The following is a 26,252-nucleotide window of genomic DNA, read 5'->3' on the forward strand; positions in this document are numbered from 1 at the left end:
ATTGAACATGCGCGACAAAATCCCCCCACAACTTATTCAGCCAATCTCTATCTTAGTAAGCTTTGTTCGCTATCTCGTGCAGCGCATGGCTCACGATAGGGTCAATGTGAATGCGGGTTATCTTGCTTATATTACCCTGCTTTCCATCGTTCCTATGTTGACGGTATTGCTGTCGGTACTATCGTCTTTTCCTATCTTTGCTAATGTTGGCGAGACACTACAGAACTTCATTATTCAACATTTTGTACCAGCAGCCGGGGATGCGGTCTATGGTGCATTAACTGAATTCGTCTCTAATACCGGAAGGATGACGGCGATTGGTAGTGCGTTTTTGTTTGTCGCTGCAGTGACGCTTATCTCCAATATCGATAACAACCTTAACTATATCTGGCGAGTCAAAAAGAAACGTCGCCGGGTATTTTCATTCTCGATGTATTGGATGATTCTGACTCTTGGGCCTATTTTGGTGGGTGCCAGTATTGTTGGCACCTCCTATGTTACGTCATTAAAGATACTTGAACACCAAATCCTAAGTGGAGCGTTTAGCTTCTTCATTAACTGGCTCCCTGCGTTCCTAGCGATGTTAGCATTTACCGGGCTTTACATGTTGGTACCGAATAAAAAGGTCTATCTAAGTCATGCCTTAATAGGTGCTGTGATTGCCACGCTGCTGTTTGAAATCAGTAAGAAGGGCTTCGCATATTACATTACTCAGTTTCCGTCATATCAGCTTATCTATGGGGCCATTGCGGCAATTCCAATCCTGTTTTTGTGGATCTATCTGTGCTGGTTCATCGTGCTAATTGGTGCGGAGTTTACCGCAGCACTTGGAGAGAAAGAACACTGGCGACCAAAGTGCACCATGTTACAATCGACAGCCAATCAAAAAGAATTCACCAATAAGGAACGACTAAGTGATAGCACTGATACAGAGAGTGAGTGAGTCCTCTGTCAAAGTAGACGGCGAAGTAGTTGGTGAGATCGGCAAGGGCTTATTAGTGTTACTTGGCGTAGAGAAGGAAGATGACGAAGCTAAGGCGAAGCGCCTAGTTGAGCGTGTCACCACTTACCGTGTTTTTGAAGATGATGCCGGTAAGATGAATCTGAGTGTGAAGGATGTTGGTGGTAGCGTCTTAGTGGTATCGCAATTTACGCTTCCAGCCGATACAAAGAAAGGTACTCGAGCGGGCTTCTCAAGAGGTGCGCATCCAACTGATGCGGAGCGCCTTTACGACTATTTTTCGGATCGTTGCCTAGAGATACTCCCTACAGAGCGTGGTCAATTTGCCGCGGATATGAAGGTGTCTCTAGTGAATGATGGTCCCGTAACTTTTTGGTTGCAGGTATAAACGAGTAACGCTTTAGGTTTACATGCGAAAGGATATCTATGTTTAAACTCATTACTCCAAAGACTGAGAATCAACTCGCCAAGTATTACCACTTCCGTTGGCAAATGCTGCGAGAACCGTGGCGTTTGCCTGTGGGTTCGGAGCGCGATGAGTATGATGAAATGAGTCATCACCGTATGATTGTCGATGGTCGAGGAAGACCCATGGCAATCGGTCGCTTGTACATTACCCCAGACAACGAAGGTCAGATCCGTTACATGGCGGTTAAAAATAGCCGCCGTAACAAGGGTATGGGGTCTTTAGTACTCGTTGCTCTAGAGTCTTTTGCTCGTCAAGAGGGCGTTAAGAGACTTGTTTGTAACGCTCGAGAGGATGCTATCTCCTTTTACGAAACCAATGGGTTTAGTAGTCAGGGAGAGCTCAACGATCAGAAGGGCCCGGTTCGTCACCAACAGATGGTCAAACAACTTGACCCGCTTGCAAAAGTGTTACGACGTCCGGAATGGTGCGCCGAGTTGCAAGACCGCTGGGAACAACAGATCCCAATCAGTGACAAGATGGGCATTAAGATTAATCAATACACGGGCTATCGCTTTGAGTGCAGTGCCCAATTGAACCCTAATCTGAACCCTCATAACACTATGTTTGCCGGTTCGGCATTTACTCTAGCGACCTTAACTGGCTGGGGAATGACGTGGCTGCTTATGCGTGAGCGCGGATTGGTTGCCGATATTGTTCTGGCAGACAGTCGAATTCGCTACAAACACCCAGTGGAGTCTAGTCCGGTTTCTGTTACGTCTCTTGATGGGATTAGTGGTGACTTGGATAGGCTTGCGGCAGGTAAGAAGGCACGTATCGTCATCAATGTCACCATCTATAGTGGTGATAGCCCCGCGGTGGAGTTCGTTGGGACCTATATGCTGTTACCCAACTACCAAGACAAGCTGCTATCGAGCTAATAGAAAAACCCCTATCTTATAGATAGGGGTTTTGTTTAAGGACAGGCGTCTAAAGGAGAGGAGACCACCTCTCCGGTCAGAATGTGTAGTTCGTATTCGGCCTTGCAAGTCTCGGTTAACTTAATGGTGACCGCTTGCATCGACTGGGAATGAAGGTCTATTGAATCGCCCGCAGAGCCCTCAATGTCCCCCCCAGATATTTCTAGAGACTCCAACTCTATTACCCCTCTGTCAGCCGTCATCTTGAGGGGCGTAACCTCCAGTGCTTGAGGCTGCTCCGAATGTCGGGTTTGGATTTCAGTGTTGTAAAAGCTACTGCTTAGGCTACCTGACAGCGTCTGTGAAAGAGAGAGGTTATCTGCGATAAGGGCGCTGATATCGAGGTCTAAATCCGCGGTACCTGTCAGTTGAATGTCATCAGAATCAAACAAGTACTGCGTCAATGCGAGAGGGAGGGAAAATGCTTTCGCATTAAGTGCGAGAGGCTGACTCGGTGCACCAAAATCTAAACTTGCCGTCGAGGTAAAGTAGCCTTGCTCGAATGGGATGAAGAGACGGTTTAACTGCCATTTTCCTTCTTTGCTTTCTGTCTCCATGATGACCTGGTTAGCAAGTATCTTATCAATACTAGCGCTATTAGCCGATGCTGTTGCTTTGCCTTGCCAGAGTCCCCATTGATAGTCTCTTTTTAGCAGTAAGTCAGAAGCTTCCATATTAAATCCAGTGACTTGCCAAAATGGCTTTGTCGAAAGCTGAATCCATTGTGAGCGGTTGATAGCAACGCGATCAATGGCGACGGATTTGAGATCATCAATACTCACATCTGCAAATAGGTCTAATAGAGAAGGCTTGTCTCCCTCTTGAATGTATTTAACGCCATCTACTTCAAGTTTATCGAGCTTTATTTCATTGGGCTTCACGTAGCCGGAAAGCTGGATGCGACCCTGTTCTAGTTGGGTGTCGAGGTCCGCAACCTCTATTCGCTCTTCATTTGCGTAAACCTCTAGAGTTGGTTCGATGAACTCAAAGCCGCGCCATATGAGTTGGTCTGCATCAACAGAGATATAGGCTTCGGATTGTTTCCAAAGCGATTTATCCAAATCAATGTTCTCTATAGAAGCGCTGATGTTGTCGACGGTCATATCATTATTGCTTAGCGTTGAGTTGAGAATATCTAAGCTATTGATATGACCCACGTGCTCCTTAAGAATTGAAAGTAATGGATCATCTTGGGCTGTGGCATCTAAGTCCAATCGATCTATTGTGGTATTGACCAGTGACCAACGTCCATTTTGTATTTGTGCTTGTGTCGAGATACTGGATTTATTCCATGTAAACGAGGCTCCGAGTATTTTGCTGTTATCGCCATCCAACTCCCCATCGACTAATAGGTTTCGCAGCGAAGAGCCTTGATAGTAGAACTGAGAGGCTTGAAGCTGCACGTTTCCTTTGCTTGTTATGACACTATCGCCAAGCTCGATGCCGGTTAGCTGCAGTCGAAGATCGTTGATGATCATCTCGCCATGGCTGTAATCAATATGATCGAGTGCGATATTCTCGATCTGCCATTGTTTCAGCAGAGCTATTGATGGCGTCTGTGATGCAGATATTGATGCGCCGTCGATCAAGAGCTCATAAATAGTGACTGGCTGTTTGGTAGAGAGTTGAGTAGACAACCAGACGGAAAGCTCAGCGACTTCCACAGGCTGCTGATCAGGAAGCTCAAATCGAGCGTTCTGGAAAGTGACCTGATTTGGATAATGGTATTGAATCGATTCGCTTTTAACGTGAATGCCGAGTCCTTTATCTAGGGTATAGATAACCATCGGTTTTGCATATTGGGTATGCAGTAAACCGAACACGATCAATATGGTCAGTAGACCCAGTGCCAATACGGCGACAAACAGCGCAACAATCTTTCTTACCACGAAACGTATGTCCAAGCTTTCAACATAAACAATAATTTAGCGCGTATAGCGTAAAAAAGCCCCTCTAATTGAGGGGCTGGTATTAAAAAGTTGGATATCTATCCAAGTATTAGTCGAGCTGAGGGCCCGCTGCTACCAATGACTTACCTTCGTCGTTATCCGTGTACTTATCGAAGTTGTTGATAAAGCGCTGGGCAAGATCTGCCGCTTTGCTTTCCCACTGAAGCGGGTCAACGTAAGTTTCACGAGGATCTAGGATCGCAGGGTCGACACCTGGAAGTGAAGTTGGAACTTCTAGGTTGAACACTGGGATGTTCTTGGTTTCTGCTTTCTCGATAGAGCCATCTAGGATCGCATCGATAATGCCACGTGTATCTTGGATAGAGATACGTTTGCCTGTGCCATTCCAGCCAGTGTTAACCAAGTAAGCTTCAGCACCTGCAGCTTCCATGCGTTTAACTAACACTTCAGCGTACTTAGTTGGGTGAAGCGTCAAGAACGCCGCACCGAAACACGCAGAGAAGGTTGGTGTTGGCTCTGTAATACCACGCTCAGTACCTGCTAGTTTCGCAGTGAAGCCTGATAGGAAGTGGTACTTGGTTTGCTCTGGCGTCAGTTTAGAAACCGGAGGTAGTACACCGAATGCATCAGCAGAAAGGAAGATCACTTTATTCGCGTGACCACCTTTTGATACCGGCTTAACGATATTCTCGATGTGGTGAAGTGGATAAGAAACACGAGTGTTCTCTGTCTTCGAGCCGTCATCAAAATCGATAGAGCCGTCATTGCGAACCGTTACGTTCTCTAACAACGCATCGCGGCGGATAGCGTTATAGATGTCTGGCTCAGCTTCTTTAGATAGGTTGATTGTTTTCGCGTAGCAACCGCCTTCGAAGTTAAATACGCCATCGTCATCCCAACCGTGCTCATCGTCACCGATAAGTGCACGTTTAGGATCGGTTGAAAGAGTTGTCTTACCGGTGCCTGACAAGCCGAAGAAGATAGCAACGTCGCCTTCTTGACCCATGTTGGCAGAACAGTGCATCGATGCGATATCACGCAGTGGCAAGAAGTAGTTCATCATTGCGAACATACCTTTCTTCATCTCGCCGCCGTACCATGTTCCGCCGATAAGCTGCATTCTTTCGGTTAGGTTAAATGCTGTGAAGTTTTCAGAATTCAAACCGTGCTCTTGCCATTTCTGGTTAGTGCACTTCGCACCATTCATAACCACGAAGTCTGGCTCGAAAGTTGCGAGTTCTTCTTCGGTTGGACGAATGAACATGTTTTTCACGAAGTGAGCCTGCCAAGCGACTTCTGTGATGATTCGGATACATAGACGCGTATCTGGGTTGGTACCGCAGAATCCGTCGATCACGAATAGACGTTTATTGGATAGTTGACCAGTGACAAGCGTTTTAAGGTCATTCCATGCCTCTTGGGACATAGGTTTGTTGTCGTTTTTGACTTTATCGTTTGTCCACCACATGTGTTCTTCTGTTGTAGCGTCTTTAACGATAAATTTGTCTTTAGGAGAGCGTCCAGTAAAGATTCCCGTATCTACAGCAACGGCGCCAAGCTCAGTGACTACGCCTTTTTCGTAGCCTTCCAGACCTTCGCGAGTTTCCTCTTCAAATAACTGTTCGTAGCTTGGGTTGCGAACGATGTCAGTTACGCCAGTGATTCCGTACTTGGTAAGATCGATTTGTGCAGCCTTGTTAATGTCCATAACGGTCATAGGTGCTCCTTATTGGATTTTTGTAGGGATTTTAAAATTGTAGTAATTGTTTATTTGTTATTTTGTTTTTTATTTTGAACTCCATGCTAGCAACGGATATCCGATAAAACAGGGAGGTAGTTCAAAAATTAGTCATCAGTTATTGATGGTTTTAAGTGTTCTATCACATATTGAATTTGGGCTAATTTCTCCTCGAAGCAAACCTTTGCGCTAGATCAAATGTAACACATCATTTACGTATTTGGTTAGATGCTCTGTTCATGTTTTTTGCAATTCTGTTAAATAAAAAGAACAAAAAAAGCCAGATCGCTAGCGATCTGGCTTTATGAACTGGAACTCAGTGACGATTAATGGATCGTCTTGTCACCTGCGTCTGAATTTGCTTCCGCGTAAAGCGCTTTGACTTCGGCTTCATCGAACGCGTAAGTCGTGCCACAGTAGTCGCAATGAAGCGCCACTTGACCTTCTTCAGCAATGATCTCGAAGATCTCTTCTTGTGCAACAGTCACAATCGCATTGGCACTGCGCTCGCGCGAGCAGCCACAGAAGAATTCAACCTCTTTCGGCTCGAACACTTGAACCTTGTCTTGGTTGTATAGGCGGTACAATAAGGTATTCGCATCTAGGCCGAATAGCTCTTCATCTTTGATGGTGTCTGTTAGCTGCTCAAGGTGCTCGAAGTCTTCTGGTGTACCAGTGCCGTCAGGCATTACCTGCAACATCATGCCTGCAGCGTGAGGCTTGCCTTCAAACTCACCAGTGCGGATCCAGAGGCGCGTCTTAAGCTGTTCAGAGCGCTCGAAGTAGCCTTCTAGTACCTCAGATAGGTTATCGCCTTCTAGGCCGACGACACCTTGATAACGTTCACCCTTGTCCGGAGTAATCGTAATCACAAGGTAGCCCTTGCCCATCATGTCGTGGATAGTTGCATCATCAGCAATGTCACCTTCCCAGCGTGCAACGCCACGGAGTTTCTGGTTGTGATCGCCATTGATAACTGCTAGCGATACTGGACCATCACCTTGAAGTTGCATGGTAATCGAACCTTCAAACTTCAGTGTCGCTGTAAGTAGACTTGTTGATACCAGCAGGTCACCCAGCAGCTTTTGTAGCGGCGCAGGGTATTCCTTGCTTGATAGAATTTCTTGATAAGCTGTATCCATTTGCACGAGTTCGCCGCGCACAGACAGTTCTTCAAAAAGGTAGCGGTTAAGTATGTTGTTAGCCATTGAGGAAGCTCCAGCTTATTGGTGTTTAAATTTAATGATATCGCGACGCTGCTTTTTGTCAGGTCGACGTTCAGGACTTGGGTTGTGTGCGTGCAGTTTTCTCTTCAACGCGTTGTCTTCTCGCTTTGCGATACTCTCAGAGGTTTCGCTATAGAGAGTCTGGGCTTCCGGTGCACCTCTGCGTTGATCTGAAATACGCTCAATGACCACGGTCTTCTCTTCGTTACCCTGGCGTAGAGCGATGACAGCTCCCAATTCCACTATTTTACTCGGCTTCGAGCGCTGTCCATTGTAGTGGACTTTGCCACCATCGACCATATTTCGCGCGATACTTCTGGTTTTATAGAAGCGAGCGGCCCACAGCCATTTATCCAATCGAACAGAATTATTCTCGGAACTCATTGTGAATCCTACTTTCTAAGTAAGTGACGGCAAAAGTCAGTCATGACTTACCGTACGGAACTAGTAATACTTTTATCTTGCTATTGGTGTACTAAATGGTGCTTGGGTCTAAAAAATTCAACCCCAAACACGTATTCGCATTACTGTAATACTAGTTATGCTATATTCTGTCGGTTGGCAGGAAGCAAAAGTTGCTTATATCATTGGATTTATAACATAGTGAATAACTGGAAAGTTCATTACCAAGCAGGAAGTTAGAGAGTGAAAGGATTATCTATATCGGCGAACAGTGTCTCCGCTGCCTCTTTGACCTCACTCTTAAGACGTTGCACGCAGTATCAGCCTCAAATCAGTTTACTTCTGACGTTAGTGTTACTTGTGATCTCTTGTTGGATCGCGGGTGCGTTGTTATGGCAGTTGTTTCCCCAATCACATTCTGTGACGCGTTGGGCTCCGCCAGCGGCAGTGAGCACTGCGAACTCATCACAAACCACCAAGCTGCAATCTTCAGATATTAATAACGCCAATATCTTCGGTGCTTACAGCCGAGAACAAAAAGTGGTACAAGCCCCTGTCGTGACCGATGCGCCAAAAAGTCGTTTGAATGTGGTGCTGGTGGGTTCTGTCGTGAGTTCTAATCCTGACCTGAGCTTAGCAGTAGTGGCTAATCGTGGTAAACAAGGCACCTATGGTATTGGTGAGCAAATTGATGGCACTCGAGCAACCATCAATGCGGTATTAATTGATCGTATTATCATCTCCAACGCAGGTCGTGACGAGACCGTTATGCTTGAAGGACTCGAATATAAAAAGCTTGAGTTAAATCAACGACCTCAAGCAGAAGCATCTAATGTGGTTGGTAACAACCCAGTAGATGCAGAAGAAAAGCTAGCAGCGATTCGTAACACAATTACTCAAGACCCACAGCAAATATTTCAGTACGTTAGGCTTTCTCAAGTAAAGCGTGACGGCCAGGTGAAGGGATATCGAGTGAGCCCAGGACGAGATCCTGAGTTATTTAACTCGGTTGGTCTACAAAATGGCGATATTGCCGTGGCACTTAACGGTGCAGACCTGACCGACCCTGCGGCTATGGGACAGATTTATCAATCCATCACTGAACTGACAGAATTAAACCTCACCGTTGAGCGCGATGGACAGCAACATGACATCTTTATCCAATTTTAGTCATGTGGACAGTATTACAAGGGAGCATTAAGTGAAAAGTTGGCTTAAAACAAGTACCTGGTTATTGATGGGGAGCCTATTGGCTGTCCCAGCGGTATCAGCCAATGAATTTAGCGCCAGTTTTAAAGGCACTGACCTTCATGAGTTTATCAATATTGTCGGGCGAAACCTCGACAAGACCATTATCGTTGATCCGTCAGTACGTGGCAAAGTCGACGTACGCAGCTACGACGTCCTCAATGAAGAGCAGTATTACAGCTTTTTCCTAAATGTACTTGAGGTATATGGCTTTGCCGTTGTTGAGATGGACAACGGCATTCTAAAAGTGATTAAGGCAAAAGACGCGAAGACATCGGCAATCCCAGTTGTTGGCGATACCGACATTACGGCCGGTGATACGGTAGTAACGCGCGTTGTAGCGGTAAAGAACGTTTCGGTACGTGAACTGTCACCACTACTAAGACAGCTTAATGATAATGCTGGGGCAGGTAACGTAGTCCACTACGATCCTGCAAACATCATCCTCATTACAGGTCGTGCTGCAGTTGTTAACCGTCTGGCGGATATCATTCGTCGCGTTGACCAAGCAGGCGACAAAGAAGTGGAAGTCGTTGAGCTTAAAAACGCATCCGCGGCTGAAATGGTGCGTATCGTCGATGCGTTGAACAAAACCACCGATGCAAAGAATACCCCTGCGTTGCTCCAACCTAAGCTGGTGGCGGATGAGCGTACCAACTCTATTCTTATTTCAGGTGACCCAAAAGTTCGTCAACGTCTACGTCGTTTGATTGGTCAGCTTGATATTGAGATGGCGACCAAGGGTAATAACCGCGTTCAATACCTAAAATACGCGAAAGCTGAAGACCTCGTTGATGTGCTGAAGGGCGTATCAGACAACCTACAAAAGGAAAAGCAATCGGGCTCGAAATCAGGTTCCACGGCGAACCGCACCGAAGTCATGATTGCCGCGCACCCAGATACCAATGCGTTAGTACTTACTGCGCCGCCAGATATCATGAAAGCACTGCTTGAGGTTATTGCTCAGCTCGATATTCGCCGTGCACAGGTGTTGATTGAAGCGCTGATCGTCGAACTTGCGGATGTCGATGGCGCCAACCTAGGCGTTCAATGGGGCTCGCTATCCAACGGTGGAGTGGTTCAGTTTAGTAATACAGGCGCGTCTATCGGCAGTGTTATGGTTGGTATGGAAGAAGCGAAAGATCAGAAAACGACAGAAACGCGTGTCGACTCTGATGGCAACCCATATAACGTAGAAACAACAACCAGTGGTGATTACAGCAAATTGGCGAGTGCGCTAGGTGGCGTTCAAGGTGCCGCTGTAGGTATTGCCTTGGGTGACTGGACCGCGTTAATTACCGCAGTATCGAGTCAATCCAACTCAAACATTCTGTCATCGCCAAGTATTACCGTGATGGATAACGGTGAAGCTTCGTTTATTGTGGGTGAAGAGGTGCCGGTCTTGACGGGTTCAACCGCTGGTTCAAACAACAGCAACCCGTTCCAGACCGTTGACCGTAAAGAAGTCGGTATCAAGCTGAAGGTTGTGCCGCAGATCAACGAAGGTAACTCGGTACAGCTCAACATTGAGCAAGAAGTGTCGAACGTGCTGGGCGCCAATGGTGCGGTAGACGTGCGCTTTGCCAAGCGTCAGTTGAATACCTCTGTGATGATCCAAGATGGTCAGATGCTTGTGCTTGGTGGTTTGATTGACGAGCGTGCTGCAGAGAGTGAATCCAAAGTTCCGTTCCTCGGTGACATTCCTTACCTAGGTCGCCTGTTCACCTCTACGTCGACCACCGTTGAGAAAAAGAACCTAATGGTGTTTATCAAGCCAACCATTATTCGTGATGGCATGACCTCAGATGGTATTACTCAGCGTAAGTACAACTACATTCGTGCTGAGCAGTTGTTTAAGGCAGACAAAGGTCTGAAATTAATGGACGATGGCTTTATTCCGGTACTGCCTGAGTTTAACGAAACCGATCGTTATCCTTCAGAGATTCAAGCCTTTATCGATCAAGTAGAAGCGAACTAACTATGGAAAGCTTAGAGCATCGCCCTTTGGCAAACCGCCTGCCGTTTAGCTTTGCTAATCGCTTTAAAGTGGTGTTTGAAGCACATGAAGAGCAGTCGGTGCTCTACTATGTAGAGCCACTTGCACTCAACGCATTGCAAGAAGTGAAAAGGGTCTTTCGTAGACCCTTCGAGCTGCACTCTCTACTATCAAGTGAGTTCGATGCCAAACTGACTCAGGCTTACCAGCGTGACTCATCTGAAGCGCGCCAATTGATGGAAGACATTGGTGCAGACAGCGACGACTTCTTCTCGTTGGCGGAAGAGCTCCCTCAAGATGAAGACCTACTTGAGTCTGACGATGATGCACCGATTATCAAGCTTATCAACGCCATGCTTGGTGAAGCGATTAAAGAGGGTGCGTCGGATATTCACATCGAAACCTTCGAAAAAGTGCTGTCGATTCGCTTTAGAATTGATGGCGTATTGCGTGATGTTCTTGCGCCAAGTCGCAAGCTAGCGCCGCTTTTGGTCTCACGCGTTAAAGTTATGGCGAAGCTGGATATCGCTGAAAAGCGTGTTCCTCAAGATGGTCGTATCTCGCTACGTATCGGTGGTCGAGCGGTGGATGTACGTGTGTCGACTATGCCGTCGTCACACGGTGAGCGTGTGGTGATGCGTCTTCTCGATAAAAACGCTACACGCTTGGATTTGCATAGTTTAGGTATGACGCCTGAGAATCATGAGAAGTTCAGGCACCTCATCCAACGTCCGCACGGCATTATCCTAGTCACTGGTCCTACGGGGTCAGGTAAATCGACCACCCTGTATGCGGGCTTGCAAGAGATCAACAGTAACGAGCGCAACATACTGACCGTAGAAGATCCTATCGAATTTGATATCGATGGTATTGGACAGACACAGGTGAACCCAAAGGTTGATATGACGTTCGCTCGTGGGCTGCGTGCGATTTTGCGTCAGGACCCGGACGTGGTGATGGTTGGTGAGATCCGTGACTTAGAAACGGCGCAGATTGCGGTGCAAGCGTCCTTAACGGGTCACTTGGTGATGTCGACGCTTCATACTAACACTGCAGTTGGTGCGATTACGCGTATGCGTGATATGGGTATTGAACCATTCCTTATCTCGTCATCTTTGCTGGGTGTTCTTGCTCAGCGATTAGTACGAACGCTTTGTAATGATTGTAAAGAGCCTTACGAAGCTGACTCGGCCACCAAGCAACTGTTTGGTCTAACGGAAGCGCAGCCACTTACGCTACATAAAGCGGTGGGCTGTGAGCACTGTAACCACAAAGGATACCGTGGGCGTACTGGTATTCACGAACTGTTGATGGTTGACGATACCGTGCAGTCACTTATCCATGACGAAGCCGGTGAGCAGGCGATTGAAAAAGCCGTGCGCTCTCATACGCCAAGTATTCGTGATGATGGCTTCCACAAGGTAAAACTTGGTGTGACCTCGCTAGAAGAAGTCATGCGTGTGACGAAGGAAGCGTAACTTGGCAGCGTTTGAATACAAAGCTCTCAATGCGAAGGGCAAACAAGTCAAAGGGCTCATTGAGGGCGATAACGCTCGTCAGGCACGCCAACGCCTAAAAGAGCAAGGCCTGATGCCGGTTGATATTGTTGAGGCGAAAGGCAAGGCTCAATCTGGCTCATCGGGCAATAGCAATGCCAAGCCGATGTTCAAACGAGGTTTGAGCACACCTGACTTGGCTCTCATAACCAGACAGCTATCGACCTTAGTTCAATCGGGCATGCCGCTTGAGGAATGTCTAAAAGCGGTGTCTGAGCAATCGGAGAAGCCACGCATTAGAACCATGTTGGCAGCAATCCGCTCTAAGGTTACTGAAGGTTATACCCTGTCAGATAGCTTAGCTGACTACCCACACGTTTTTGATGAACTGTTTCGCTCTATGGTCGCGGCAGGGGAGAAGTCAGGGCACCTAGATTCTATCTTGGAGCGGTTGGCGGATTATGCTGAGAATCGACAAAAAATGCGCTCCAAACTGCAGCAAGCGATGATCTACCCTGTTGTGCTGGTGGTATTTGCGGTCGCGATTGTGGCATTTCTGCTTGCTGCCGTGGTGCCTAAGATTGTCGGTCAGTTTGTACAGATGGGACAAGAGTTACCCGCATCGACGCAATTTCTCTTATCATCGAGTGACTTTATCCAGCAATGGGGTCTGATGTTATTAGGCGGCTTTGTTGTCACTTTTTATCTGGTTAAAGTGGCGCTGAGTAAGCCCTCAATTCGAATGAGTTGGGATACTAAGGTTCTGGGTTTCCCATTGATTGGTAAGATCGCTCGAGGCCTTAACACCTCGCGCTTTGCTCGCACTCTGGCAATTTGTACCTCCAGTGCCATTCCTATCCTAGAGGGAATGAAGGTCTCCGTGGATGTGATGACCAACCACTTTGCTAAGAAGCAGGTGTCGACCGCTGCTGATAACGTGCGAGAAGGTGCCAGCCTTCGCAAAGCGCTTGAGCAAACAAAGCTGTTCCCACCTATGATGCTGCATATGATTGCCAGTGGTGAGCAAAGTGGTGAGTTAGAGAGTATGTTGACTCGCGCCGCTGATAACCAAGACCAAAGCTTTGAGTCTACCGTGAACATCGCGCTTGGTATTTTTACTCCCGCGTTGATCGCGGTGATGGCTGGGTTAGTGCTGTTTATTGTGATGGCGACCTTAATGCCAATATTGGAAATGAACAATTTGATGTCTGGTTAATCTAACCAGGCGGACGGTTACTATTGTCCTCAATTTTGAGGATGCTTTATTTGGAGTTAGAGATGAAAAAAAGAATGAAAAAACAATCCGGCTTTACCCTGCTAGAGGTAATGGTAGTGGTTGTTATTTTGGGTATTTTGGCGAGCTTCGTTGTGCCTAACTTGCTGGGCAACAAAGAGAAAGCGGACCAACAAAAAGCCGTAACCGATATTGTTGCTCTTGAAAACGCGCTGGACATGTACAAGTTGGATAACAGCGTTTACCCGACGACTGACCAAGGTCTAGAGGCATTGGTAACTAAGCCTAGCAACCCTGAGCCACGTAACTACCGCGATGGTGGCTATATTCGTCGTCTTCCTGCCGATCCATGGGGCAACGAATATCAATACCTAAGCCCAGGCGATAAAGGCACGATCGATATCTTCACGCTGGGTGCGGACGGTCAAGAAGGTGGTGAAGGCCCTGCCGCTGATATCGGCAACTGGAACATTCAAGACTTCCAGTAATTTCGTATTGAGGGGCATCTGCCCCTCTTTAATCCAAAGTGAACCCTCATGTTATTTCGCAAGCGCCATCAAGGTGGTTTTACCCTATTAGAAATTATGCTGGTGTTGGTGCTGCTGTCGGTCAGTGCCGTGGCGGTTATTTCAACCCTGCCACAAAGCCAGAGTGACGAAACCAAACAGCAAGCGCAGCGCCTATACCAAAGACTGCAACTCTTTAATGAAGAAGCCATGTTAGCTGGCAAAGACTTTGGTATACGTGTTGATGAGGCCAAAAAGCAGTATGTGTTCTTGGAGCTCAAACAAGACGGTTGGCAAAGGGTCTCGTTGAGTAAGATCCCTGAAGAAACGACCTTGCCTGAGGCGTTGTCGATTAAGCTCGATTTGAGCACAGGTATCTGGGGCAATGATGATCGACTTTTTGAGCCTGGCTCACTATTCGATGAAGATATGTTTGCGGATGTCGAAAAAGAGAAGAAACAAGAAAAGCCGCCACAAGTATTCATTCTCTCCAGTGGGGAGATTACCGCAGGGGTGTTTGTCTTAGCACCCGTTAATCGGGCTCGGCAAGATCAAACTTGGTATGTTGAAGTAGAAGAGAGCGGACACCTTGCGCTTATGGATGTGAAAGATTGGAATGAAAAAGAGCGTTAGAGGCATGACTTTACTAGAGGTGCTGATAGCAATGGCCATTTTTGCTACTGCTGCGATCTCTATTATTCGTTCGGTCAGTCAACACATCAATACGCTGAGCTACTTGGAAGAGAAAGCGTTCGCAAGCATGGTGGTTGATAACCAAATGGCGAAGGTCATGTTGGATACCTCAGAACTCAAGGCGAAAAAAGGCAAAGAGACGCTGGCTGGTCGTGAGTGGTATTGGAGTGTTCAGCCAATTGAGACAGCGGATAACTTGTTATCCGCTTTTGATGTCAGTGTCGCCACGGATGCCAAAGCGAGCCCGATTGTTACGGTGAGAAGTTATGTCGATAAGTAACCGTGCTAAAGGCTTTACCTTGATTGAGGTGCTGGTGGCCATCGCGATATTCGCCAGTTTAAGTGTTGCGGCTTACCAAGTGGTAAACCAGGTTCAGCGCAGCAATGAACTGTCGCAAGCACGAAGTGCCAGATTGCAAGAGATTCAGCGTGGCTTTGTCTATTTAGATAGTGACTTCAGGCAGTTAGCGCTTAGGCAGTTTCGCCATGAAGGGGAAGAGCCCCTCACTCGTTTGATGCTTTGGCAAGAGGGGTTGTTGGAATCAGAAGGACGAGGATTGCTGTTTGCTCGCTTGGGCTGGCTGAATCCGCAGAACCAATTTCCTCGCGGAGAAGTGGCGAAAATAGGCTACCGATTGCAAGAAGGTAAGCTTGAACGACTGTGGTGGCGCTACCCAGATACGACGGTGGGTGAAGAGCCGGTTGCCTTGCCGATATTTACCAAGGTCGAGTCGTTCGATATGCGTTTCTACAACGGTGAGTCCTGGGCTAACGAATGGCAGGCTGAGTTAACGCTGCCGCTTGCCATTGAGGTAAAGATCCGCTTTGAAGACTATGACGAAATTAGCCGAATTTACCTAACCCCAGCGGGCACCTTAAATGCTTCGTCAGGTGGAAGTAATAACAACGGTAACTCGGGTGGCAATAACCAAGGCAATAATCAAGGCAGCGCTCAAGGCGGTAACTCATGAGAAGAGTGATGGCTAAATCCCAAAAAGGGGTCGCGTTGATTGTGATTCTGCTGTTACTTGCCATTATGGTTTCAATCGCTGCAACGATGTCAGAGCGCCTATTTAGCCAATTTACCCGTGCGTCGAATCAGGTAAATTATCAGCAAGCGTATTGGTATGCGATTGGCGTTGAAGCTTTGGCATCGGTGGCCATAAAAGAGAGCTATAAAGACAATAAGGACAGCGTTAACCTCAACCAGCCATGGGCGATTGAAGAGCGGACGTATCCACTTGATTACGGCGAGGCGACTGGCTATATCCGTGATATGCAGGCGTGCTTTAATATCAATGCGCTCTCTACGGTTCAGCCCGCGACAAACAGTGCCACTAAGCCATTTCTGGTGCGTTTTTTCCAAGAGCTGCTTGAAGAAACTGGTGTGGAAAATTACCAAGCGGAACAGGTCGCAGACTCGACGTGGGAGTTCGTCAATAAAGAGACCAGCGTGAGGTCGGTATCCGGTGTGGGGGATAGCTACTATGAGTCCTTGTCACCAAGCTATGTGGCTCCTAATGGATTCGTCGCTGACAGTACAGAGCTGAGAGCGATTAACCAGATGAGCGGTGACGCCATGCTGAAAATGTCGCCCGTTGTATGTGCGCTACCTACTGCAGATTGGCGCCTAAATGTAAACACGATAGTCGTGGAGCAAGCGGAGCTGCTGTCAGCGCTGTTTGCGCCGAGTCTATCGGTAGAGAATGCGAGACAGCTGATTGAAAACCGCCCCTTTGACGGTTGGTCAGGTATCGATAAGTTTATGGCCGAGTCTCAAATGGCCAGTGTAGACAGTAACACCAAACAGCAAGCCCAACAGTATCTTGCTGTAGACAGCGCCTATTTTGAAATGGACACACAGGTTGTCGTTGGAGAGTCGCGAATGCGACTGCGCAGCCTGTTTTTTAGTCAAGATAGACAGGAAGTGACGGTAGTCCGTCGTCGATTTGGAGGATTTAGTGAGCGAGTTCTTAACCGTTCGCCTGAATAGCCAACCAGATAGCCAAATACATTGGGCTGTATGGTCAACTAGTCAGCAAGAAGTGATAGCCAGCGGAGAGCTTAACAACCTCGACCAGCTCGCTGACATTAAAGAGTATGCACAGCAGCGTGTGACGCTATTGATGCTAAGTGGACAGGACGTGCACTTTGCTGATGTCGAGATCCCGCAGGGTGGTGCACGTCAGTTCGAGACTATGCTGCCATTTCTTGTCGAAGACGATATTGCTCAGGACGTCGATGAGCTGCATTTCACCATATTTAGCAAGCAGGGTGGCAGTGCGTCTATTGCAGCGGTAGACCGTCAATATCTGGCGCATGTTATTCAAAGTTTTGCTGAGCAGGGAATCGAAGTCAAAAAGGTTATCCCTGATGTGCTCGCTTTGCCTCAAACGGAGCAGGTCAGTGCTATCCACCTTGATGGTCAATGGCTGTTTCGTACGGCGAACCAGCGCGGTCTAGTCGTTGATGAAGGCTGGATGGACGCGGTGATCGATTCCGATTATTTGCTGGTGTCGGAGAGTGAGGAAGAGAGCAAAGTCGCGATAGAGAGCTACTCTCCCGTCCCGACATCCTTCGTTGAGCGCTCTGAGCATATTGACTGGCACAGCATGCCGCCAGAGCCTGCAATGGCATTGTTGTCGAAAGGTACCGTAGAGAGTGGTGCCAATCTAATGACGGGTGACTTTAAACCGAAGGCATCCTTTTTAAGACATTGGAAGGTTTGGCAAAAAGTCGCTATTGCTGCCTCCATCCTTGTTGTAGCACTCGTTGCGCAGCAAGTTGTGCTGGTGAATCAGTACGAATCTCAAGCGGCCGCCTACCGAGCTGAAAGTGAGCGCATTTTCAGAGCGGTACTGCCAGATAAGCAACGTATCCCAACGGTGAGTTACCTTAAGCGACAGATGGATGATGAACTTAAGCGTCTAGGCGGAAGTGATTTGTCCAGCCAGTCGGTATTGGAGTGGCTATCGAAACTGCCCGATACCGTGGGACAGGTCAATGGTATGCAAGTCCAGAGCTTCACCTTTGACGGTAACCGCAATGAAGTTCGCATGAATGTGACCAGTCGCGATTTTGATAGTTTTGAAGCCGCGCGAGTGAAACTAGAAACGCAATTTGAAGTAACGCAAGGTCCACTCAACCGTAATGGCGAAGTGGTCATGGGTAACTTTGTACTTAAGAAGAAGTAGGGCGTGATGAAAGGACTATTACTTAATCTTCAAAGCTGGTGGCTGAGTATTAGCCAGCGTGAGCAGCGCTTAGTGATCGCTTGTTCGCTGGTCACCGTGCTCGGCATCATTTATTGGGGCATTCTGGCTCCCTTTGCACAGCGCACCGAGATGGCTCAGTCACGCATTCAGTCGGAGCGTCAACTGCTCAGTTGGGTAAAGCAAAAGGCAGATGATATCTCCCAGCAAAGACAAGCGGGTGGCGTCGTGGTATCAAAAGAGCCTCTCAACCGAGTGATTACCTCATCGACTAACCGCTTCAGTATTGAACTGATTCGTATGCAGCCTCGTAATGACCAGCTTCAGGTTTGGATTAAACCGATCCCATTCGAGTTTTTCGTCAACTGGCTGTTTTATTTGCAAGACAACCATGGTGTGACGGTTGAGATTCTAGATATCGATAAAGCAGATCAAAGCGGTGTCATAGAGGTAAACCGACTGCAATTTACGAGGGGTGGCTAAGTGATCAAGAAGGTCATCAAGTACGGTTTATTAGGTACCACCGTATTCGTAGCGAGTGCGATCTATCATCTTCCTGCCAGCATAGTATTGAGTTACGCCCCAATGCCGCGAGAGCTGGCGCTCGATGGTACAACGGGCACTATTTGGCAGGGCAGCGCACAAAATGTGCGAGTACAAAACTATTCTATTGGGGATGTGTCGTGGCAGTTCAGTTGGTCGAGCCTGATGACACTCTCTCCTGAATACGCTGTGCGTTTTGGTCGAGGCAGTGCTTTAGGTTTGTCTGGGCGCGGTAACTTAGGTGTCGATCTGTCTGGGGCTTATTTAGAGAATGTCCTCGCGTCGATTCCGGCAGATACCGTCGTGCAATATGCGCCGGTGCCAGTCCCGATCAAAGCGGGTGGCCAGTTAGAGTTGGCGATTAAATCGCTAAACTACGCCTCACCCTGGTGTGCGAGCGGAGATGGCAGCTTATCGTGGAATGCTGGGTATATAGAATCACCGATTGGCAGTCTTGGTCTCGGTCCGACTATTGTTGATTTGTCATGTAGCGAGAGCGTGCTGTCGGCAAAAGGTAGTCAAAGCAGCAATCAAGTGTCGAGCGAGTTTTCAGCCAGTGTGACCCCCAATCGTCAGTATCAATCTGAGGCGTGGTTTAAACCTGAAGATGAGTTCCCAAACGGTATGCGTCAGCAGTTGAGCTGGCTAGGCAATCCAGATGGGCAGGGGCGTTACTCGTTTAACTATCAAGGCCGCTTCTAGTGTGCTGTGATAGAAGGTAGAACATTAAAAAAGGAGGCATAGCCTCCTTTTTTAATGTTCATTTAGCAACTGACGCTGCCTATTGTTGAATGAGAATCTGGTCCCAAGGTAAGTCTCGATCGCCTATCACGATAAAGTTTGGGTTCTCCAAGGTCTCTCTTTCATTGTAAGAAAGTGGTTGAAGTTCGGTATCGAGAATGGTGCCACCGGCTTCTTCGACGATGCACTGTGTAGCGGCAGTATCCCACTCACCCGTTGGTCCTAAGCGCAGATAGCAATCTACAGCGCCCTCTGCAACTAAGCAGGCTTTAAGGGCCGCGGAGCCGAGGGGAACCAAGTCATAATTCCATGCCGAGCTCATACGCTGAGTGATGCGGTTGATATTCTGGCGACGGCTTATTGCTATAGCGATAGATTGGTTGGGCAGTTCATGCTTGAGCACCTTAATACGCAAACTCTCACCCAGGCTTGGTATTTTCCACGCACCTTTGCCTTCATAAGCGTGATAGGTCACGCCTGATACCGGTGCGTATACCACGCCCATTATCGGCTTATTGTTGCTGACCAGAGCGATAATGGTGGCGAAATCGCCACTACGTGCGATGAACTCTTGTGTGCCATCAAGTGGGTCCACGAGCCAATACGTATCCCATTGAGAACGCTGCTCGAGGCTGATATCCGCGGCCTCTTCGGAAAGGACTGGGATGTCTGGTGTCAGGTTCGAGAGCTTTTCGACAATCAGCTTGTGCGCCGCTAAGTCCGCACTGGTTACCGGAGTGTCATCGTTTTTGGTGTAAGCCTCGTACTCTTTATTCTCATAGATATCGAGAATAAGCTGCCCGGCTTGACGCGCGATGTCGATGACATCAGGAAGATGGTGCGATAGATCTAAGTGTCTTGTTGTCACGTTACAACCCCAATTCTGACTTCATTCTTAGCATCAATAACAATGCGGTTATACTGCGAGCCTCAGAGAAGTCGAGATGGGTGAGTAGCTCATCGGCTTGGGCTAACGGCCATTTCACGATTTCTAGAGGTTCGGGTTCATCACCCTCGAGCTGCTCAGGGAAAAGATCTTGAGCAACGAATAGCGTCATGCGGCTCGAAAAATAAGAAGGAGCCAAAATGACCTCTTTGAGAGGGGTGAGTGTGTTGGCACCAAAGCCAATTTCTTCTTTCAGCTCACGAACTGCGGCTTGCTCTGGACTTTCGCCAAGGTCGATAAGCCCTTTCGGGAAGCCAAGCTCGTAGCGCTCAGTACCCGCTGCATATTCACGAACCAATAAGATGTCACCATGCTCGGTAATAGGCACCATCATCACGGCGTTACGACCACTCGGTTTCATGCGCTCGTAGGTACGCTTGGTGCCATTGGAAAACGCTAAGTCTAATGCCTCAATTTTGAATAGCCTAGATTCGGCAACGGTCTTTTGGGCTAAGATCTCAGGTCCTTTTTTGGACGGCATGGGCTTTCTCCTTGGCTAGTACCATAACGAAGTCGTGTGAGCCTATGGTACGAATAGTCTGTTTGTCATTAATATATATAGGAAATAGTCGCGCGCCAAATGGAACGCTTAAAAAAAAGAGCGCAAAGGATTACCTCGGCGCTCTGATTCAAATACTGGTTTGCAATTAGCGGTTGCAGCGATCAGTAATAGGAATGTTCGCCACGATCGTGCTCAGTCATGTCTCGTACAGCGGTAAGCTCGCCAGAGAACTCCTGAAGCAATTGTTTCTCGATGCCTTCTTTTAGCGTGACATCCACCATTGAACAGCCGTTACAACCACCACCGAACTGGACAATTGCGATGCCCTCATCGGTAATTTCCATCAAGCTTACGTGACCACCGTGACCAGCAAGTTGTGGGTTAACCTGTGTTTGAATAGCGTACTCAACACGCTCCATGAGTGGCGCATCATCAGAGACTTTACGCATCTTCGCGTTTGGTGCTTTGAGAGTGAGTTGTGAGCCCATTTTATCCGTCACGAAGTCGATCTCTGCGTCTTCTAGAAACGGTAGAGAGAGTTCGTCAACATAAGCAGATAGCGCTTCGTACTTGAATTCGGTGTCGTTAGACTCAACCGCTTCAGGTGGGCAGTATGACACGCCACACTCTGCGTTTTGAGTGCCTGGGTTAACGACAAAAACACGGATGTTCGTACCCTCTGGCTGTTGAGCCAGCAGTTTGGCGAAGTGACTTTGCGCACTTTCTGTAATAGTAATTGGATTTGACACGACGAATACCTGAGTAAGTTTGTAGGTTATTACCCCCATTCTACTCCTGTCACGAGTAGATGCCAAAAAATAATTTGCATATCCTATGCGCAATCTGGCTAACGAATCATCAGTGGGATGACTTTGGGGTACGGCATAAACAGTAAATATCAATTTTTTCTACGCCTACTTCAAGTAATAATTCACTTAAATGACGAACCGTTGCACCCGTTGTGACCACATCATCAATTATTGCCACATGTTTCAAACTGGGTGATCGCTTAAGCGAAAATGCTCGGCGCACATTGTGGAGCCTTTCCTCTCGATTGAGATCCTTTTGAACTCGCGTATGGCGGTGCTTGCGAAAGATGTGATGCGCACACTTTGAGCCAGAGAACTGGTTAGCGATGTCGTTTGCCATCATTTCACTCAGATTAAAACCTCGTAAAAATTCATGGTGAAACAGCATGGGCACAGATATCAGTATCGGGGAAGGGTGGTCTATTTTTTTACTCAGCATTTGGGTCAGCGGCTTAACCATGCTGGGCTGCTTGTTGTTTTTGATGCGCTTTATAAAGTGCGACAGAGGGTGCTGGTAGTCACCAAGGCATACCATTTTGTTCCATGGCGGCGGTGTCTTTAGACATTCACCACAGATGCTTGCACTGCCCTCAAATGTGAGTCCGCATTGTTGGCATCGATGCTGATGAAAGTTAAACAAAGGCAGGCAGTGGTGACACCATAGGTTATGACCGAGAGAGCGCTCGATAGAGAGGCCGCATAGATGACACAATTTGGGTAGTTGATTGGTAAATTGCATTGGTCTGAGTTGACGTGAAGGGGATTCCCTTTAGCATGGAGCAAATCGAAACAGGAAAAGAGCTAAATGAGTAGGAGAGCGTGTGAGTGAAGTAGCAAAAGTCCATTGGCAGACTGAAGGACAAGGACCGGATCTCGTGCTAGTGCATGGCTGGGGGATGAACGGTGCGGTTTGGTCAGCTTGCAGCCGTGAACTAGCCAAACACTTTACGGTGCATACCGTCGACCTGCCTGGTTATGGACTCAGCCATCAAGTGTCCTATCAGTCGATGCAAGAACTTGCTGACATGTTACTAGCAGAGGCGCCCGAGCACGCTATCTGGTTGGGTTGGTCGCTAGGTGGTTTGATTGCTACCCATATCGCCCATTTTTACCCATCGAGAGTCAGTCAGTTGGTGACACTGGCAAGCTCGCCTAAGTTCTCGGAGGGAGAGCAGTGGCGGGGTATTAAGAAAGACGTGCTCAGTGCGTTCATGGCACAGCTCAGTAATGACTTTGAGCTCACGATCGAGCGCTTTATGGCGCTTCAAGCCATGGGTAGTCCGAGCGCGCGTCAAGATATTAAGTTGCTCAAGCAAGCGGTACTCTCCAGACCTATGCCTTGCCCAAGCGCCCTTATGTTGGGGCTAGAGTGGTTAGATAACTTAGACTATCGCCCGCAGTTGTCGCAACTGTCGATGCCAGTCCATCGTTGGTATGGACGTTTGGATGGGCTGGTTCCGGTGCGAATTGTAAAGCAGTTAGATGCGCAAATGTCGACTCATCAGAGTCATATTTTTGCCCAGTCTTCTCACGCACCGTTTATCACTGAGACAGATGAGTTTGTCACAAGAGTCATTGGGTTACGCGTCTAAATTTGCATGTTTTTTACACAAATCGGTAAAGCTTGGAGCCGTTTTTCCGATAAAGTAATCAGAAGATTGAAAATCAATCCCGTTTAGTTGTTGAGGTTTTGGCGTTAATCACTCACAGCAGAGGAGAGTGACCGATGATAGTGTCGCCCAACAGTGTTAGTGCTCCAGTTATCGCTCCATCTGTGAATCCCCAGACGGAGCAAGCAGCGCGTGACAACAAGGTGCGAGAGCCGATAGTCCCTACCGTGGAATTGGCGCGCACCAATGCCGAGCGTCGCATCAACGAAGAGGAAAAACGGCGCAAGCGCACAGCTTGGGATCCCGCAGAGCATCCCGAGTATGACACCGAAGAAGACGTGTCTGACAACGAAGACCCCATAGAGCGCTTGTTTCATCTGCTATCACTAAATACCTATAGCGAGTCGCAGGGAAAAGGCTATGCGATGCGATTTCGCTTACCTCCTAAAATCATGCAGGCAGCGTTGATGGAAGGGAGAATGGCGAAGCGTCGTACCGTGATCCGATATCATTATGGCCACTCGGTTGCCCCAAATACGCCGTCGGACATCATTGCCGTTGGGTAGTGTTTAGCAGTGAGTGAGATAGCTTTTGATGAATACCAAAAGAGCAACCTAGATAGGTGCTCTTTTGCGTTTTCAGTCTGTGTTATTAGCTAGAGCGTTATTTCTTGGCTTTGGCGAAGGCTGCTGCAAATGCACCACCCATCGCACTGTTGCCCGACTCTTGTCTTGGTGCGCGCTGACGCTGAGACCCATGGTTGTCGCGAGCGGTTTTACCTCCGCGAGCGGGACGGTTGTCCGCACCAGGTTCATCGGACAAGCGCATGGATAGACCGATGCGCTTACGATTGGCGTCTACTTCCATCACTTTCACCTTAACGATATCGCCCGCTTTCACCACTTCGCGTGGATCGGCAACAAACTTATCGGTAAGCGCTGAAATGTGGACCAGACCATCTTGGTGAACACCAATATCGACAAAGGCACCGAAGTTCGCGACGTTAGAAACCACCCCTTCCAGTACCATGCCAGGTTCGAGATCATTGATCGTATTGACACCTTCCGCGAAGGTTGCCGTTTTGAACTCTGGGCGCGGGTCACGGCCAGGCTTATCAAGCTCGCGGATGATGTCTGTGACCGTTGGCAAACCGAATGTATCGTCGGTGTAATCGACCGCATTAACGGTTCGAAGAAATGCTGTATCACCAATGATCGACTTGAGCGCGCGACCTGTCTTCTCTGCCATCGTTTTAACCACAGGGTACGCTTCCGGGTGCACCGATGAAGCATCAAGCGGGTTCTTGCCATCCATAATGCGTAGGAAACCAGCACACTGCTCGAAGGCTTTTGGGCCAAGACGTGCGACCTTCTTAAGAGTTGTACGTGCTTCGAAGCGACCGTTCTCATCACGGTAGTCGACAATGTTCTGAGCAAGCGTTGAAGACAAACCCGCCACGCGCGTTAGCAGGGCAGCCGACGCGGTATTCACATCCACACCAACGGCATTTACACAGTCTTCGACGACCGCATCAAGGCGTTTCGCCAGCATAGTTTGGCTGACGTCGTGCTGGTATTGACCGACACCAATCGATTTAGGATCAATCTTCACAAGCTCTGCCAGTGGGTCTTGTAGGCGTCTTGCGATAGACACGGCACCGCGCAGCGACACATCCATATTCGGGAACTCTTTTGCTGCGAGTTCTGACGCTGAATACACCGAGGCACCCGCTTCGCTAACAATGATCTTTTGCACGCTGAGGTTACCGCGCTTGATGACGTCAGCGGCAAAGCTGTCAGTCTCGCGAGAAGCCGTGCCGTTACCGATGGCGATCAAGTCCACGTTGAAGCGACGTGCTAGCTGCTCCACGACGTGTGCCGCTTTGTCGTACTGTTTTTGCGGGGCGTGCGGGTAGATGGTATCGGTTGCGAGAACTTTACCTGTGGCATCCACAACGGCCACTTTACAGCCAGTGCGCAAACCTGGGTCGAGACCTAAGGTGGCTTTTGGACCTGCTGGTGCTGCCATCAACAGATCTTTCAGGTTAGTGGCGAATACCGTGATGGCATCGACTTCAGCACGCTCTTTTAGTGCGCCCATCAGTTCGGTTTCCATGTGCATCGATACCTTGATGCGCCATGCCCAGCTAATCACTTGCTTGCGCCATGCATCGGCAGGCGCCTGACTTAGATGAATGCTATAATGCTCAGCGATCAGGGTTTCGCAATATGATTCGCGAGCTCCCTCTTCGTTAGCAGGATCAGCGTTGACAGAAAGCTGTAAATAGCCCTCGTTACGGCCACGCAGCATGGCGAGTGCTCGGTGTGAGGGAACCTTGCTCATTGGCTCATCATGTTCAAAGTAGTCTTTGAACTTCTCGCCTTCGTTTTCTTTTCCAGATACCACGCGAGCGCGCAGCTCTGCATGTCGGTTGAGGTACTGACGGACCTTCTCTAGTAGGTCGGCGTCCTCAGCAATGCGCTCCATGACGATGGCACGAGCGCCATCTAGCGCAGCTTTACTATCCGCAACTCCTTTGTCTGCATCGATATAGTTAGACGCAGCGCTCTCTGGCTCATTGCTTGGTTCAGTCCAAAGCAGATCAGCGAGCGGCTCGAGACCTGCTTCAATCGCAATCTGGCCTTTGGTGCGGCGCTTTGGTTTGTAGGGTAGATAGAGATCTTCTAGGCGAGTTTTGTTGTCAGCGCTTTCAATATCCGCACGCAATTCGTCGGTCAGTTTGCCTTGATCGTCGATGGATTTAAGAATCGTCTGACGGCGATCGTCAAGTTCACGTAGATAGCTTAGGCGAGAGTCGAGGGTACGCAACTGGGTATCATCAAGACCTCCCGTGACCTCTTTTCGATAGCGAGCGATAAATGGGACGGTGTTGCCGTCATCAATCAGGGTAACAGCGGCTTCAACTTGCTTATGGCTGACATTCAGCTCTTTAGCAATCAGTTGACAGATAGCTTGGCTCATCCGTGTATTCTCTTGTGGTTGTGTTGGGGAGTGCTTTTGTACTCCTTGATATCCATAGGATATAGGGGCGTGAGCGCCGATTTGCAATTACTGGGTTATTTTTATGTTTCA

The 26,252-nt window shown here is 48.3% G+C and carries 26 protein-coding genes; 17 read left to right on the plus strand and 9 right to left on the minus strand.

The features are described 5' to 3' along the window. Positions 1–7: 7 nt before the first annotated feature. Genes J4N45_RS00780 through J4N45_RS00790 form a run of 3 tightly spaced genes read left to right on the plus strand, consistent with a single transcriptional unit; the run spans position 8 to position 2,308 of the window. Positions 8–943, plus strand: coding sequence for a virulence factor BrkB family protein (locus tag J4N45_RS00780; RefSeq protein ID WP_252013057.1), 936 nt, complete (start codon positions 8–10; stop codon positions 941–943). Next, positions 915–1,349 (plus strand): D-aminoacyl-tRNA deacylase, encoded by a 435-nt coding sequence (gene dtd, locus J4N45_RS00785; protein WP_234494737.1) that lies wholly within the window; start codon positions 915–917, stop codon positions 1,347–1,349. Before J4N45_RS00780 ends, dtd begins: the two co-directional genes overlap by 29 nt. 38 nt (positions 1,350–1,387) lie before the next feature. Beyond that, positions 1,388–2,308 (plus strand): bifunctional GNAT family N-acetyltransferase/hotdog fold thioesterase, encoded by a 921-nt coding sequence (locus J4N45_RS00790; RefSeq protein WP_234494736.1) that lies wholly within the window; start codon positions 1,388–1,390, stop codon positions 2,306–2,308. A gap of 35 nt (positions 2,309–2,343) precedes the next feature. Here J4N45_RS00790 and J4N45_RS00795 read toward each other — a convergent pair whose 3' ends face one another. From J4N45_RS00795 to hslR, 4 genes are all read right to left on the minus strand, one after another. Next, positions 2,344–4,236, minus strand: coding sequence for an AsmA family protein (locus tag J4N45_RS00795; protein WP_252013058.1), 1,893 nt, complete (start codon positions 4,234–4,236; stop codon positions 2,344–2,346). 109 nt (positions 4,237–4,345) lie between these two features. Further along, positions 4,346–5,974, minus strand: coding sequence for a phosphoenolpyruvate carboxykinase (ATP) (gene pckA / locus J4N45_RS00800; RefSeq protein WP_042478579.1), 1,629 nt, complete (start codon positions 5,972–5,974; stop codon positions 4,346–4,348). 347 nt (positions 5,975–6,321) lie between these two features. After that, positions 6,322–7,203 carry an Hsp33 family molecular chaperone HslO gene (hslO, locus tag J4N45_RS00805; RefSeq protein WP_252013060.1) on the minus strand — a complete coding sequence of 294 codons (882 nt, stop codon included), beginning with the start codon at positions 7,201–7,203 and terminating at the stop codon, positions 6,322–6,324. 15 nt (positions 7,204–7,218) lie between these two features. Next, complete coding sequence (gene hslR, locus J4N45_RS00810) at positions 7,219–7,605, minus strand: ribosome-associated heat shock protein Hsp15 (protein ID WP_042478583.1); 387 nt, start codon at positions 7,603–7,605, stop codon at positions 7,219–7,221. A gap of 261 nt (positions 7,606–7,866) precedes the next feature. Between hslR and gspC the strand changes: the two genes are divergently transcribed. From gspC to J4N45_RS00870, 12 genes are all read left to right on the plus strand, one after another. Beyond that, positions 7,867–8,793 (plus strand): type II secretion system protein GspC, encoded by a 927-nt coding sequence (gene gspC, locus J4N45_RS00815; RefSeq protein WP_503055637.1) that lies wholly within the window; start codon positions 7,867–7,869, stop codon positions 8,791–8,793. Positions 8,794–8,824: 31 nt separating this feature from the next. Next, the gene (gene gspD / locus J4N45_RS00820) at positions 8,825–10,849 is read left to right on the plus strand and encodes a type II secretion system secretin GspD (RefSeq protein ID WP_252013062.1); all 2,025 of its coding nucleotides are present in this window, start codon (positions 8,825–8,827) and stop codon (positions 10,847–10,849) included. Positions 10,850–10,851: 2 nt separating this feature from the next. Next, complete coding sequence (gspE, locus tag J4N45_RS00825) at positions 10,852–12,345, plus strand: type II secretion system ATPase GspE (protein ID WP_252013065.1); 1,494 nt, start codon at positions 10,852–10,854, stop codon at positions 12,343–12,345. Position 12,346: 1 nt separating this feature from the next. After that, positions 12,347–13,579 (plus strand): type II secretion system inner membrane protein GspF, encoded by a 1,233-nt coding sequence (gene gspF, locus J4N45_RS00830; RefSeq protein WP_252013067.1) that lies wholly within the window; start codon positions 12,347–12,349, stop codon positions 13,577–13,579. Positions 13,580–13,641: 62 nt separating this feature from the next. Beyond that, complete coding sequence (gene gspG, locus J4N45_RS00835; RefSeq protein WP_128648806.1) at positions 13,642–14,085, plus strand: type II secretion system major pseudopilin GspG; 444 nt, start codon at positions 13,642–13,644, stop codon at positions 14,083–14,085. A gap of 48 nt (positions 14,086–14,133) precedes the next feature. Beyond that, the gene (gene gspH, locus J4N45_RS00840) at positions 14,134–14,736 is read left to right on the plus strand and encodes a type II secretion system minor pseudopilin GspH (protein ID WP_252013071.1); all 603 of its coding nucleotides are present in this window, start codon (positions 14,134–14,136) and stop codon (positions 14,734–14,736) included. Further along, entirely contained in the window at positions 14,720–15,076 is a 357-nt protein-coding gene (gene gspI / locus J4N45_RS00845) for a type II secretion system minor pseudopilin GspI (RefSeq protein ID WP_081936222.1), read from the plus strand. Before gspH ends, gspI begins: the two co-directional genes overlap by 17 nt. Beyond that, the gene (gspJ, locus tag J4N45_RS00850) at positions 15,063–15,767 is read left to right on the plus strand and encodes a type II secretion system minor pseudopilin GspJ (RefSeq protein WP_252013073.1); all 705 of its coding nucleotides are present in this window, start codon (positions 15,063–15,065) and stop codon (positions 15,765–15,767) included. Before gspI ends, gspJ begins: the two co-directional genes overlap by 14 nt. 8 nt (positions 15,768–15,775) lie before the next feature. Beyond that, the gene (gene gspK, locus J4N45_RS00855; protein ID WP_234496139.1) at positions 15,776–16,789 is read left to right on the plus strand and encodes a type II secretion system minor pseudopilin GspK; all 1,014 of its coding nucleotides are present in this window, start codon (positions 15,776–15,778) and stop codon (positions 16,787–16,789) included. Continuing rightward, positions 16,758–17,990 carry a type II secretion system protein GspL gene (gspL, locus tag J4N45_RS00860; RefSeq protein WP_252013075.1) on the plus strand — a complete coding sequence of 411 codons (1,233 nt, stop codon included), beginning with the start codon at positions 16,758–16,760 and terminating at the stop codon, positions 17,988–17,990. Before gspK ends, gspL begins: the two co-directional genes overlap by 32 nt. A 6-nt stretch (positions 17,991–17,996) precedes the next feature. Continuing rightward, positions 17,997–18,491, plus strand: a complete 495-nt coding sequence (locus J4N45_RS00865; protein ID WP_128648810.1) for a type II secretion system protein M — start codon at positions 17,997–17,999, stop codon at positions 18,489–18,491. Positions 18,492–18,494: 3 nt separating this feature from the next. Beyond that, a complete protein-coding gene (locus J4N45_RS00870) occupies positions 18,495–19,253 on the plus strand; it encodes a type II secretion system protein N (RefSeq protein ID WP_503056830.1) in 759 nt (252 codons plus the stop codon). Positions 19,254–19,332: 79 nt separating this feature from the next. Here J4N45_RS00870 and cysQ read toward each other — a convergent pair whose 3' ends face one another. The 4 genes from cysQ to J4N45_RS00890 all read right to left on the minus strand — a co-directional run bounded on the left by cysQ (position 19,333) and on the right by J4N45_RS00890 (position 22,009). Then, complete coding sequence (cysQ, locus tag J4N45_RS00875; protein WP_042478598.1) at positions 19,333–20,160, minus strand: 3'(2'),5'-bisphosphate nucleotidase CysQ; 828 nt, start codon at positions 20,158–20,160, stop codon at positions 19,333–19,335. Position 20,161: 1 nt separating this feature from the next. Further along, complete coding sequence (gene nudE, locus J4N45_RS00880) at positions 20,162–20,719, minus strand: ADP compounds hydrolase NudE (RefSeq protein ID WP_234494725.1); 558 nt, start codon at positions 20,717–20,719, stop codon at positions 20,162–20,164. A gap of 182 nt (positions 20,720–20,901) precedes the next feature. Continuing rightward, positions 20,902–21,528 carry a Fe-S biogenesis protein NfuA gene (gene nfuA, locus J4N45_RS00885; RefSeq protein ID WP_156111134.1) on the minus strand — a complete coding sequence of 209 codons (627 nt, stop codon included), beginning with the start codon at positions 21,526–21,528 and terminating at the stop codon, positions 20,902–20,904. A gap of 70 nt (positions 21,529–21,598) precedes the next feature. Continuing rightward, complete coding sequence (locus J4N45_RS00890) at positions 21,599–22,009, minus strand: ComF family protein (RefSeq protein ID WP_252013081.1); 411 nt, start codon at positions 22,007–22,009, stop codon at positions 21,599–21,601. A gap of 361 nt (positions 22,010–22,370) precedes the next feature. Here J4N45_RS00890 and bioH point away from each other — a divergent pair, with 361 nt between their 5' ends. Together bioH and J4N45_RS00900 are read left to right on the plus strand one after the other, a co-directional pair. After that, positions 22,371–23,141 (plus strand): pimeloyl-ACP methyl ester esterase BioH, encoded by a 771-nt coding sequence (gene bioH / locus J4N45_RS00895; protein ID WP_252013083.1) that lies wholly within the window; start codon positions 22,371–22,373, stop codon positions 23,139–23,141. 134 nt (positions 23,142–23,275) lie between these two features. Further along, positions 23,276–23,725 carry an ATP-dependent Lon protease gene (locus J4N45_RS00900; RefSeq protein WP_234494722.1) on the plus strand — a complete coding sequence of 150 codons (450 nt, stop codon included), beginning with the start codon at positions 23,276–23,278 and terminating at the stop codon, positions 23,723–23,725. Between the two features lie 97 nt (positions 23,726–23,822). Here J4N45_RS00900 and J4N45_RS00905 read toward each other — a convergent pair whose 3' ends face one another. Then, entirely contained in the window at positions 23,823–26,141 is a 2,319-nt protein-coding gene (locus J4N45_RS00905) for a Tex family protein (RefSeq protein WP_252013085.1), read from the minus strand. Positions 26,142–26,252: the final 111 nt, after the last annotated feature.

Source organism: Vibrio sp. SCSIO 43140 (assembly GCF_023716585.1).
Classification (GTDB): Bacteria; Pseudomonadota; Gammaproteobacteria; order Enterobacterales; family Vibrionaceae; genus Vibrio; species Vibrio maritimus_B.